The organism is Bacillus sp. NPDC060175 (genome assembly GCF_042728695.1).
Lineage (GTDB): Bacteria > Bacillota > Bacilli > Bacillales > Bacillaceae_G > Bacillus_A.
In genome coordinates, this window is the sequence record NZ_JBHWYR010000010.1 from 1 (window position 1) to 13,019 (window position 13,019).

General features: G+C 35.1%; 11 protein-coding genes. 8 read left to right on the forward strand and 3 right to left on the reverse strand.

Translation table 11 applies throughout. From position 1 onward, the window contains the following. Positions 1-92 precede the first annotated feature (92 nt). Positions 93-1,349: an LCP family protein gene (locus ACFWDE_RS07690; protein WP_377891250.1), complete on the reverse strand. Its 1,257-nt coding sequence runs from the start codon at positions 1,347-1,349 to the stop codon at positions 93-95. Positions 1,350-1,663: 314 nt separating this feature from the next. Here ACFWDE_RS07690 and ACFWDE_RS07695 point away from each other — a divergent pair, with 314 nt between their 5' ends. Further along, positions 1,664-2,662, forward strand: coding sequence for a YhdH/YhfP family quinone oxidoreductase (locus ACFWDE_RS07695; RefSeq protein WP_377891252.1), 999 nt, complete (start codon positions 1,664-1,666; stop codon positions 2,660-2,662). 35 nt (positions 2,663-2,697) lie between these two features. Here the strand turns inward: ACFWDE_RS07695 and ACFWDE_RS07700 are convergent, their stop codons facing one another. Further along, positions 2,698-4,353: a Na/Pi cotransporter family protein gene (locus ACFWDE_RS07700; RefSeq protein ID WP_377891254.1), complete on the reverse strand. Its 1,656-nt coding sequence runs from the start codon at positions 4,351-4,353 to the stop codon at positions 2,698-2,700. A gap of 461 nt (positions 4,354-4,814) precedes the next feature. Next, entirely contained in the window at positions 4,815-6,017 is a 1,203-nt protein-coding gene (locus ACFWDE_RS07705) for an MFS transporter (protein ID WP_002029919.1), read from the reverse strand. Between the two features lie 317 nt (positions 6,018-6,334). Between ACFWDE_RS07705 and ACFWDE_RS07710 the strand changes: the two genes are divergently transcribed. From ACFWDE_RS07710 to ACFWDE_RS07740, 7 genes are all read left to right on the forward strand, one after another. Continuing rightward, positions 6,335-7,423 carry a DUF871 domain-containing protein gene (locus ACFWDE_RS07710; RefSeq protein WP_002063900.1) on the forward strand — a complete coding sequence of 363 codons (1,089 nt, stop codon included), beginning with the start codon at positions 6,335-6,337 and terminating at the stop codon, positions 7,421-7,423. A gap of 76 nt (positions 7,424-7,499) precedes the next feature. Then, complete coding sequence (locus ACFWDE_RS07715; RefSeq protein ID WP_377891258.1) at positions 7,500-9,440, forward strand: BglG family transcription antiterminator; 1,941 nt, start codon at positions 7,500-7,502, stop codon at positions 9,438-9,440. 109 nt (positions 9,441-9,549) lie between these two features. Beyond that, positions 9,550-9,870: a PTS lactose/cellobiose transporter subunit IIA gene (locus tag ACFWDE_RS07720; protein ID WP_000131326.1), complete on the forward strand. Its 321-nt coding sequence runs from the start codon at positions 9,550-9,552 to the stop codon at positions 9,868-9,870. Between the two features lies 1 nt (position 9,871). Continuing rightward, positions 9,872-10,177: a PTS sugar transporter subunit IIB gene (locus ACFWDE_RS07725; RefSeq protein WP_097831287.1), complete on the forward strand. Its 306-nt coding sequence runs from the start codon at positions 9,872-9,874 to the stop codon at positions 10,175-10,177. A gap of 76 nt (positions 10,178-10,253) precedes the next feature. Continuing rightward, positions 10,254-11,564 (forward strand): PTS sugar transporter subunit IIC, encoded by a 1,311-nt coding sequence (locus ACFWDE_RS07730; RefSeq protein WP_002063903.1) that lies wholly within the window; start codon positions 10,254-10,256, stop codon positions 11,562-11,564. After that, positions 11,540-11,818: a hypothetical protein gene (locus ACFWDE_RS07735; protein WP_377891262.1), complete on the forward strand. Its 279-nt coding sequence runs from the start codon at positions 11,540-11,542 to the stop codon at positions 11,816-11,818. Before ACFWDE_RS07730 ends, ACFWDE_RS07735 begins: the two co-directional genes overlap by 25 nt. After that, positions 11,808-12,893 (forward strand): DUF871 domain-containing protein, encoded by a 1,086-nt coding sequence (locus ACFWDE_RS07740; RefSeq protein ID WP_377891264.1) that lies wholly within the window; start codon positions 11,808-11,810, stop codon positions 12,891-12,893. The genes ACFWDE_RS07735 and ACFWDE_RS07740 overlap by 11 nt, the downstream gene beginning before the upstream one ends. Positions 12,894-13,019: the final 126 nt, after the last annotated feature.

Here is a 13,019-nt window from a genome sequence, read left to right on the forward strand (position 1 = left end):
ATATTAAAAAAGATAGTTGGAAAGTTCTGATTTTTTGTTTTGAAAGCATTAAAAAGAAGCAGTGCTCTACCTCCATAGAGCACTGCTTCACTTTATTCATTGTCATTAGACGATGTTTCTGTATCTTTACTACTATTATCATTATGCTTGTTGTTACTTGATTCATGTTTGTTTGTATCTTCAGAGTCAGCTTCTTTCGTTCTCTCTGAGCTTGTTTTTTTCGAATCGGATGTAGATTCTTTCGTTTTCTCTGAATTTGTTTTTTTAGAATCAGAATCAGAGTCAGAGTCTGATTTTGTATATGCAGGTAGTCCAAGGTGACTACGAAGTTCGTTTGTAACATTAGCTAATTCTTTTTTATCTGGATTGTAGTAGTAAGTTCGGCCACCACCAGCTGACTTACTACATGTATCATCACCTTTTGCCATGTAACAATCTTCACCTTGAAGTTGTAATTTCTCAATTTCCGAATCCGATCCATATTTATAGAATGAAAGCATGTCATCGAATGTTAAGTTTGTAACGAATTGTCCGTTAATATCATCAATGATGTTTCCAACTTTTGTTACAGACCCAGCGCTTGTTAGTTTCTTTAAAATTGCTTCAATAACAAGTTGCTGACGTTGTCCACGCATTGCATCACTATCAATGTGCCTTGTTCTAGCAAGAGCAAGAGCTTCTTCACTATTTAACTTTTGAACACCTTTTTTCAGGTGAATTGCATCGGCGTTATCATTACTATCTTGTTCAGTAAACTCAACTGGTACGTCAACTTCAATGCCGCCTAAATCATCAACGATTTTCATGAATGATTTAAAGTTGAATTTTACAAAGTAATCGACGGGAACATTCATTAATTTTTCAACTGCATCAATACTAGCTTGTGGTCCACCATCTTTTCCGTTTTTGGTAGCACCGAATGCATGAGCGTGTGTAATTTTATCTTTTTTCTTTTCTACTGGAATATAAGTATACGTGTCACGTGGAATACTTAATAGCTTTACAGTTTTGCTATCTTTATTAAACGTTGCAAGTAATAGTGCATCCGTTCTTATAGCTTCACCATATTCTTTTCCGCGGACATCGCTTTCATCAACGCCCATTATTAAGACAGAGACGTTATTTGTAATAGGTTTTACAGCTTTAGCACGTAAATCAGACTTATCACCGCGTGCTAAATCGTGAGCGGCGTTTCGAACAGCAGAAGATGCTTTATTTACTAAAAACCATGTATAACCGCCACCTACTATTAAAAAGAATAGAATAACGCTTATAATAATTTTTGTTTTTTTCTTACTATTTTTCGGTTTACTTCGTGTATTTTCTTGTAAAGATGGGTTTTGCTCCATTTCTTGTACTCCTTCATTTGGATTGAAATACGACACTCATATCCACTTATTATAATGAAATTTAGCGAAAAAAAACATTACAAATCATTTACATTTCGTAAAAATTCAATTTATTTATAAAAAGTCAGATTTTCTATATTTTATTTTAAAGATGTAGAACAAGTATAATGTGTTTTAGTAGAAATGAAAATATGTATTGTGAGAAAGTGATAGAGAAGTAAGATTTGTTGAAATATAGCCAAGAAGAAGCGATTAGCTTTACATTCATTTTTTATATAATAAAGAAGTATTCTACGGATGAAGGAGAGAGCGTAATGAATCATACATCATTCCAAGCAATTGTTGTGAAAGAAAAAGAAAATAATCAATTTGAAAGAAAGCTTGTTGAGAGAGAAATTAATAGTTTACCTGAAGGAGACGTATTAATACGTGTTTATTATTCTTCATTAAATTATAAAGATGCCCTTTCAGCTACTGGTAATAAAGGTGTAACGAGAACATATCCTCATACACCTGGCATAGATGCAGCGGGAGAGGTTGTTAGTAGTGGAAATGACTCCTTTAAGGAAGGGGATCAAGTCATTGTAACTGGATATGATTTAGGCATGAATACTTCTGGTGGTTTCGGAGAATATATTCGCGTGCCATCATCTTGGGTCGTTCCTTTACCAAAAGAAATGTCTTTGAAGGAAAGTATGATGTACGGGACAGCCGGTTTTACAGCTGCCTTATCGGTATATAAGCTCATTAGAGCGGGAATTACACCTAGTACGGGAGATGTTTTAGTAACGGGTGCTACGGGCGGAGTAGGCAGTGTAGCAGTTAGTATTTTAGGAAAGCTAGGATATAGCGTAGTAGGGGCAACAGGGAAAATGGAAGAGAAAGAGATGCTGCTACGTTTAGGTGTAAAAAAGATGATTCGCCGCGCGGAGTTGAGTGATGAATCAGGAAGACCGATGCTTAAAGGAATATACGCTGGGGTTGTCGATACTGTAGGCGGAAACATGTTAGAAAGTTCTTTAAAGGTAGTTAAGTATGGAGGCTGTGTAACAACGTGTGGTAACGTAGCAGGGCATGAATTAAATACAACTGTATACCCATTCATATTACGAGGGATTAGCCTTTTAGGAATAGATTCAGTTCAATGTCCAGTAGATGTGAGAAGAGAAGTGTGGGCATTGCTAGCAGGTGAGTGGAAAAATTCAGAGCTATTATCTTATACAGAAGAATGTACATTAAAAGAATTAGATGAGAAGTTTACACTTATACTGCAAGGAAAATTAAAAGGAAGAACGGTTGTAAATATGAAATGAAAAAAGAGACGCTAATTTGAGCGTCTCTTTTCCTATTATAATGATTGCTTTAAATTTACTTTTCCTTGTTCACCTAAAACGCCATCAGCAATATTTACAGCGTGATCACCGATACGCTCTAAGTTACTTACCATATCAACGAAAATGATGCTTGCATCACCTGAACAGCTACGTTCGTTCAGACGTAACACATGACGTTTACGAAGAACACGTTCCATTTGGTCAATTTTACGTTCTTTTGCAATAACCGTTTGAGCTAGTTCAGTGTCGAAGTTTGTTAAAGCATTAATTGCATCTTGTAATGTTGAAATTGTTAATTCAAGCATTTCATTTAGTTCAGCTAGTGCTTCATCCGATAGTGAAACACGGTTTGAAATTTGGAAATCTACAAGTTCTACAAGGTTTTCTACATGATCACCGACACGTTCAATATCTCCGACAACACCTGCTAAAACTGAATGTTTTTCAGAATCTGAAGGTGAAAGTGGTTTTTCTGATAGTAAAACTAAATACTCGGTAATTTTTTTATCTAAATTGTTAATAGCGCCTTCTAATTGAGTAGCCATGTTCGCGTGTTTTTTGTCTTGTGTATTTAAAAATTGGTTTGCTTCTTTTAATCCATCTAATGAAAACTCCGCCATACGGATAATCTCTTTTTGAGCTTCTGTTAAAGCAATAGCTGGAGATTGTTCAATAAAGATTGGATTTAAATGTTGTGGTTTGAAGTTAATGGATGCATCTTCACCACGAATAATTTTTGTTACAATCCAGGCTAATACTGCAATGAATGGGAACTGAATGATTGTATTCGTTACGTTAAATGTTCCGTGTGCAAATGCAATTGTCATTTCTGGATTTAAGTTTAATGACGTTTGGAAATATTGAATTAAACTTGTAAATGGTATCAATATAATCGTAAAGATAATGGTACCAATAATATTAAAGATAACGTGAACTAATGCTGCACGTCTTGCTGCAATTGAAGTACCGATTGCTGCTAATACTGCTGTAATTGTCGTACCGATGTTATCACCGAATAATACAGGAAGGGCAGCTTGTAAATCGATTGCACCCTGGCCAAATAATTCTTGTAAAATACCGATTGTTGCGCTTGAGCTTTGTACAATTAAAGTGAAGACTGTACCGACAATAATTCCTAGAATTGGATTATCACTCATGCTAACCATTAAATCTTGGAATGACTCTAAAGAACGAAGAGGTTTCATACCTGCGCTCATTAATTCTAAACCGAAGAATAACATACCAAAACCGAATACAACTTGACCTACAGAATGTACTTTTTTATTTTTAAAGAAGAATAGTAAAATCGCTCCAACTGCCATAACTGGGAGAGCGTATTCTCCGATTTTAATTCCGATAATAAATGCAGTAACTGTCGTTCCGATATTCGCACCCATAATAACACCAATTGCTTGTCTTAATGTCATAAATCCGGCACTTACAAGTCCGACCGTTAAAGCAGTTGTTCCTGAACTTGATTGAATTAATACAGTAACTAACATACCTGCTAGTACACCCATAAGTGGGTTCGTTGTAAAGCGATCTAGAATATCGCGAAGACGATCTCCAGCTGCTTGTTGCAGTCCATCGCCCATGTATTTAATCCCGAATAAGAAAATACCTAATCCACCAATGAACTGGAAGATCATTTCTTGAACATTATATTCCACGCATTCCACTCCTTAAATTTCATGTACGATGTAATTATTAACTGAACCTTGAGTAACTGTAAACGGTTTGCTAGTAAAATTTACACTAAATTTACAAAGAGGTGAAAAGTTTACAAATCTTTAAAGAAACACCTGGATTTAATTGGTTTTCATCTTTTACAAATGGAATTTTTGTAAAGAAATCATATTTATCACACTATTTGCGGATAGTAAAAATAGGAGAGGTAAACTATCCAAATTGGATGCGCTAAGTAAAGTGTCACCTTATTTATAATAATGGTTCTTTGTATATTTTTTGATTTAAGTTAGAAAAATATGTAGGGGAAATGGGGAGGTTTGAAATGAATGTATTAAATGAAAATGAAAAAAGCAGTGTGATTTTTTTAGGAATCCACTGCTTTTTACAAATGTGTATACATGATTTTTTTGGTTCAAGTACTTCGAAAAAGAACCAATTAGCATTACCCAACGGCTTTTTCTTTTGTTTTATCCCCCTGTTTTTGCTTCCGTAAGCTTGTGATGTAAATGAAAAGAAAAGCAATAAGTAACAGAGAGGAATATCGATATACAGTTGCATAGTTTGTAAAGTGTGCAATGAATCCAAAAATAATCGCTCCAGCACCAATTCCAAGATCAAATGCTGAGAAGAATGTTGCTGTTGCTACTCCTCTCCGGTGCGGTGCTACGCGGTCAATCATCCATGCTTGTAGTGCCGGTTGAATTGCTCCGAAACCACTGCCATAGCACGCTGCGGCAATAATTAAACTCGGAATTGTAGTTGTATACGACAGCAAGATAATCCCTGTAAACGTAATAATAACTCCTGGAATGATGACGAATGTATGACCTTTCGTATCATATAATCTTCCAGAAAACGGACGAGTTACAGCGATTGCAAGTGCGTTAAATAAAAAGAAGAGACTGATATCAGCAATCCCGACTTCCGTAGCAAATAATGTGATAAAGCTCCCAATTCCCCCGTACATTAATGTAATACATAATATTAATAATGAAGGAAGTAAAGCTTTACGCTCAATAAATCCATCGAGAAAGGTACCAGATGTTTGCTGTGGTGGTTGCGGCGATTTTTTGATTTGAAGTAGTTTCGTTAATATTAATGAAACTATTGTGCATGAAAGTGCACATAAAAAAAGAATCGTGAAGTTATATGCTTGCATAAGCCAAAGTCCGATAAGCGGGCCGAGCGCCATGGCGATAGTTCCAGAAAGACCGAAGTACCCCATGCCTTCACCGCGGCGAGCTTGCGGAATTAAATCTGAAACGACAGTTCCGTATGTAGTCGTTGTAATACCAAAACCAGCTCCGTGTAAAATTCGAACGGCAAGCAATAGGAAAACGGTTGAAGCGAAAAGATAACTGCCCATAGCGAGTAAACAAATAGCGGTACCGATCATTAAAATGATTTTTTTGTTGAATTTCTGCAGGGCATTTCCAGTTAGCGGCCTAATAAAAAGTGCTGCAACGGTAAACATGCCGACAACGAATCCGATATTTGAACTTGTGCCCCCAATTTCTTTCACATAAACAGGTAAAGTTGGAATTAACATTTGAAATCCTAAAAACATACATAAGTTTGCTAGAATTAGCGCAATAAACTCTTTTGTCCATAACGGTTCTCGTTTTACGAGTACTGCCTCTCCCATATATTCATCCCCTATATAAAAATTTTCTCTTTTCTTTCGAGTATATGTATTGGTCAATGTAACAGTCAAGGAAGGTGTCTTGAAAGCGGATAACAATTTTTAAGATGAAGAACTGACAAATTTGTGTAAAAGCTACACAACTATGAAAAAAAGATGTAAAGTATAGATGTATAGACTAGTAATTGTTATGAATGATAGAAATTTTTTTCTTTAAAGAAAGCGGATTCAAAAAGTAGTGGATGAGAAGGGGATATATACTTTTTCACTACATATATTTGAAAAGGTTTACAAAACAATGAAGAAAGAGGCGTGTACATATGAGACGATTAGGTATTTCTATTTATCCGGAACATTCAACAGTAGAGAAAGATAAGGAGTATTTAACATTAGCAAGTAAATATGGATTTACACGTGTGTTCACATGTTTACTATCTGTGGATGGGGAAAAAGAGAAAATAATAGAAGAGTTTAAAGAAACGATTTCTCATGCGAATGCATTAGGATTTCAAGTATTGGTTGATATTAGTCCGTCTGTTTTTGAGCAACTAGGTATTTCTTATAATGATTTATCGTTTTTCCATGAACTAGGTGCTTACGGTATTCGTTTAGATGTCGGCTTCTCAGGATTAGAAGAATCGATTATGACGTACAATCCGTATGATTTAAAAATTGAGATTAATATGAGCAACGGTACGAAGTATGTAGATAACATTATGAGTCATAGACCAAATCGTGAAAATTTAATTGGCTGTCACAACTTCTATCCGCACCGTTATTCAGGATTATCATACGATCATTTTATTAAATGCTCGAAACAATTTAAAGATTACGGCATGAGAACAGCTGCTTTTATTTCATCATTTGATGCAACATACGGACCTTGGCCGGTAACAGAAGGTTTATGTACGTTAGAAGAGCATCGTGAATTACCAATGACAACACAGGCGAAGCATTTGTTTGCGACAGAATTAATTGATGATGTTATTATTGCGAATGCTTATGCATCAGAAAAAGAACTAGAGGCGCTTGGTGAATTAAATAAAGATAAGCAAACTTTTGATATAGAGATTTATGAAACGACAACAGAGTTAGAAAGAATTATTGTGTTAGAAGAACCACATTTTTATCGCGGGGATGTATCTGAATATATGATTCGTTCTACACAAAGTCGTGTGAAATATAAAAAAGAAGAGTTTAAACCACACAATACACGTGAAATTAAGCGTGGCGATCTTTTAATTGATAATGAGCAATATGGCCAGTATAAAGGTGAATTACAAATTGCATTAAAAGATATGGTGAATACAGGAAAAACAAATGTAGTTGGGCGAATTATAGAAGAAGAGATTTTCTTACTAGATTATTTACAAGCTTGGGATAAATTCGGATTTACATTAAAGAAATAGATAAAATATAAAAGGGGAAAACTACTGATTTCAGCAGGTTTTTCCTTTTTATATATAAAGAGCGAGAGGAAGAGCTATGACAAAGGTGCATCAGCGATTAATTTCTATTTTAGAGGAGTTTTTAGAAGAGAAATCGATGTTAAATCGAGCTTTTTTAGCGAGCCGATTACATGTATCAACGAAGACGATTCAAAAGGATATCAAATTATTAAATGATATATTGAGAGAACACGGAGCGGAAATCGAATCACAAAGAGGGACTGGATACGAACTAGAAATTATACAAACGAAGAAATTTGAAGAGTTTTGTATGAGCCAATTTCAAAAACAGACGGAAAAGATTCCAATTTCTTATGAAGAAAGGATAGCGTATATTTTACAACGTGTTTTAACGACAGAAGGATATGTGAAGCTTTCGCAGTTAGCAGAAGAGATTTATGTGAGTAAATCTACTGTAAACTTAATTATGAAAGATGTTACGGATATTTGTAATCGCTATAAATTACAAATTGAAAAAAGGCCATATTATGGTATTCGTGCTGTTGGTGAAGAATTTAGCATCCGTTCTTGTTTATCACAATATGGTTTACCACGTTATGTCCATACTCCGTTTCATGAGCAATATGAGCAGACAAATACATATGTATCGTTACCTCATATATCACTTATCCGTTCAGTTATATTAAAGTATATTGAGGGAGGAACGATATATTTATCAGATATAGAAATTGATAATTTAGCGATTCATATTGCGATTGCGTTAAAGCGATGCCAAGATAATCATTACATTCAAGTACTGCATGTAGAGAAATCTGAACTGATAATAAAGAAAGAATATATAATTGCGAAACAAATTTTAGGGGGATTAGAGGAAGAGCTGAATCTTCAATTTCCAGAAGAAGAAATTTTATATGTGACGATGCATTTGTTGAGTACAGCTGTTACAGCGAGAGATCGCTATGAAAATGTAGAAGAGCTATTAGGAAAAGATGTATATGCATTCATGCAGCACATTCTTTTCAAAGTTGCGGAAGAACGGAATCTTATTTTTTATTATGATGAAGAATTATTATTTGGATTTGGTGTTCATTTAAAAACGTTATTAAACCGTTTGAAATATAAGTTAAATACGAGAAACCCCCTTTTGGCAGAAGTGAAAAAGAATTATCCGTATGCTTTTGAAATTGCGGTTCTCGTTGGAGATATAATTGGTGAATATACGGGAGAATCGATTCCGGAAAGTGAAATTGGTTATATTGCCATTCACTTTGGCGGAGCGATGAGCCGTTTGCAGGAAAAGAATCAAAAGAAAAGATGTTTATTAGTTTGTGCGACTGGGCAAGGAAGTGCACAACTATTGAAATATAAAATTTTATCACAGTTCCGAGATAAATTAGAGATTGTAGGTATTACAGGCTATTATCAATTGAAAGTAGAAGATCTTTATAAAGATAAAGTAGATTGTATTATTAGTACGATTCATATACCGAGTGGTTTGCCTGTGCCAGTTATAAAAGTGAACTCAATATTTGATGATAAAGAGATTAAATCGATTGGTCAGCAGTTGTTTACACATGTGGATAATAGTGTGAAGCAATATATTAAGGAAGATTTGATCTTTTTAAATCGTAGTGCTTCTACGAAAGAAGAAGTTATCCAGTTTTTATGTGAGAAAGCTGCTGAGAAAAATTATGTACCAGAAAATTTTTATGCTTCTGTTATGGAAAGAGAAAATACATCTCCGACAGTGGTTGGGAATTTAGTTGCGATTCCGCATCCGATGCAATTATTAAGTGAGGAAACATTTTTGATGTTTTGTACACTTGATAAGGCTGTTGAGTGGGGAGATAAAAAAGTACAATTGATTATTTTATTTAGTGTGAAGCGCAATAATAATGAAGATTTGCAAAGGCTTTATGATTTTTTATATGATATTATGTCTAATCAAAATACGATAGAGAAACTAACTCGGACTGAAGTAATTGAAGAGTTTCAAGAGAGTTTACTATCGTTTTGAAAAAGTATATAAAAACTTCCGTTACATAACGGAAGTTTTTTATGTTTAATTGTATGCGTTTTCATAATAAGATTAAAATATAGAAAAACAAAGCTTGGGGGAATTTAAAATGACTGATATGCAAACTCCATTTGCGTTAATTTTACATGGTGGCAATGCTAGAAGCGCAGCGCTTGAGGCAATCGCTTTTGCAAGACAAGGAGATTTTGAGAATGCGAGTGAAAAGATGGAACTTGCTAGTGAGGAAATTTCAGCAGCTCATCGCATTCAAACAGATTTAATTCAAGAGGAAGCAAGAGGGAATCATGCAGAAATAAGTTTACTATTAGTGCATGCACAAGATCATTTAATGAATGCAATTACAGTAAAAGAACTTGCTGAGGAATTTATTACTCTTCATAAACGAGTGGAAGAGAAAGTGACAGTATAATATGTACATTTTATTATGTTGTGCAGCAGGTATGTCAACGAGTATGGTTGTAAGGAAAATGCAAGAAGAGGCAAAGAAACAAGGGAAGGATTATAAAATTAAAGCAGTTGATTCGGAACTTGTGAAATTGGAAATTAAAAATGCTGATGTTGTTTTAATTGGGCCACAGGTGAAGTATTTGTTTCCAGCAGTAGAGTTTCTTGCGAAGTCATACAATATACCAGTTGCAATTATAGAGCAGCGAGATTATGGCATGTGTGATGGTTTGAAAGTACTTAAGCAAGCTGAACAATTAGTTTTAGCGTAATTATATTTTTTTAAATACAAACATTATAATGTTATAACTTTTATTTTTGTCAGATTGAACATAGGGAGGGTTATCGATGAATGGTTTTATGAGTTTTATGGAACAGAAGATTATGCCAACAACGCAAAAGATTGCGGGGCAACGACATTTATTAGCAATTCGAAATGGAGTTATTTCTACATTACCGTTAACGATTGTCGGGTCATTTTTCGTTATCTTTTTAAACTTACCAATTGATGCATATATGGAGTGGATTGCACCGTTTCGCCATATTTTAGATATTCCATTCCGATTTACAGTAGGTTTAATGGCTTTATACGCAGCATTTGGGGTAGGGGCCTCACTCGCGAACTTTTATCAGCTCAATCAGTTAAGTGCAGGATTGTTATCTGTACTCGCCTTTTTACTAGCATCAGTTGAACCTATTCAAATAACAAAAGCTGTACCAGGTGTTATTGATGCAGGAAGATATATTTCAGTAGGGACATTAAGTGCTACGTCTTTATTTGGAGCTATTGTGACAGCATTAATTGCAGTTGAAATTTATCATTTCATGATTAAGCATAATATCTCGATTAAATTACCAGATAGTGTACCACCAGCAGTTGCAAATTCATTTGCAGCATTAATTCCAACTTTAGTAGTTATTCTTTTGTTCTGGGGCATTCGTTACGGTTTAAAATTTGATGTAAATACAACGATCACATATTTAATTGCGCCATTAAAGTCAGTGTTAGTAGGGAATAATTTATTCGGTGGTTTATTAACAGTATTCCTAATCGTATTCTTCTGGTCGTTCGGTATACATGGTCCAGCGATTTTAGGACCAATCATTCGTCCGATGTGGGATTCAGCAATTCTTGAAAATATGGAAGTATTCACGGCTACAGGAAATGCACATCAGTTACCAAACTTATTTACAGAGCAATTTATTCAATGGTTCGTATGGATTGGCGGATCGGGCTCAACGTTAGCTTTAGTTATTATGTTTATGTTCTCTAAATCTAAGTTCTTAAAAGAGTTAGGTAGACTATCATTCGTACCAGGTTTGTTCAATATTAACGAACCAATTATTTTCGGGGCACCAATTGTAATGAACCCGATCTTAATTATTCCGTTCGTTATTACACCGCTAGTTACAACGACGGTATCATATTTCGCAGTTGTTTCAGGTATGATTCCGCTCATGATGGCGAAGCTGCCATTTACGATGTTAGCGCCAATTGCAGCGATTATTAGTACGGACTGGACAATTATGGCTGGTGTACTTGTACTTATTAACTTTGTTATCTCATTCGTTATTTACTATCCATTCTTCAAAATGTATGAGAAACAACAATTAGCAGGAGAGGAGAAAACAGAATGCTCGGAGCAATTATCATCTTAATTACATTCGTGGTCGGACAATGCATTGCTCATTATTCAAAATGGGTACAAAGTAAATCTTTATTAGTGTTACTACTAGTATCGATATTATTTATCGGATGTTCAATGGGAGCTTATGTAGTATTTAGTTTACAATCACCATTCTTTATCATTGTACCAACGATTTTATGTGCGACATGTTTATCTGCAAAATATAGATTTACGAGCATGGCATTAATACAACGTGTGAAGGAGATGCAAAAGCATGGAGCGTAAATTAGGAATTTCACTTTATCCAGAGCATTCAACGAAAGAAAAAGATATGGCATACATTTCAGCAGCGGCCCGCCACGGTTTTTCAAGAATATTCACTTGTTTACTATCTGTTAATCGTCCGAAAGAGGAAATTGTAGCGGAATTTAAAGAAATTATTAATCACGCAAAAGATAACAATATGGAAGTTATTTTGGATGTAGCTCCAGCTGTATTCGATCAACTTGGTATTAGTTATAATGATCTATCATTCTTCGCAGAGATGGGTGCAGACGGTATTCGTTTAGATGTAGGGTTTGACGGATTAACTGAAGCAAAAATGACGAATAATCCGTACGGTTTAAAAATTGAGTTAAACGTAAGTAACGATATTGCGTATTTAGAAAATATTCTTTCGCATCAGGCGAATAAATCAGCTTTAATCGGTTGTCATAATTTTTATCCGCAAAAATTCACTGGTCTTCCGTATGATTATTTCATTCGCTGTAGTGAACGCTTCAAAAAGCATGGTATTCGCAGTGCAGCATTTATTACATCACATGCCGCTTGCATTGGTCCATGGGATATTAATGACGGATTATGTACGTTAGAACAACATCGTAACTTACCAATTGAAGTACAAGCGAAGCATTTATGGGCGACAGGGCTTATTGATGATGTTATTATCGGAAATGCTTATGCGAGCGAAGAAGAGTTAGAGAGACTCGGAAACTTAAATCGTTACATGTTACAGCTAAAAGTACAATTTGTAGACGAAGCGACTGAAGTAGAGAAGAGAGCGACACTGCAAGAATTACACGTAAGACGCGGCGACATAACAGAATATATGGTACGTTCTACAGAAGTACGTAAAAAGTACAAAGACGACGATTTCCCAATGCGAGAAAGTGTACCGCAGGAAAGAGGCCAAGTTGTAATTGGTAACAACTCATTCGGAAAGTATAAAGGTGAACTACAAATCATCTTGAAAGAAATGCCGATAGATGAACGGAAAAATATTGTCGGTACAATTGCTGAAGAAGAACTGTTTTTACTAGATTATGTTGGGGCTTGGACGCAGTTTACTTGTGTGGAATAGGGAAGAAAAGGAGGGGATGCTATGGCATCCTCTTTTTTCTGTTGAAATAGTAGTCTATCGTATATAGAATTCAAAGGGATAGATTTAATTTGGACGGGAGAGAAAGAATGTAAGAATCATAGAAAA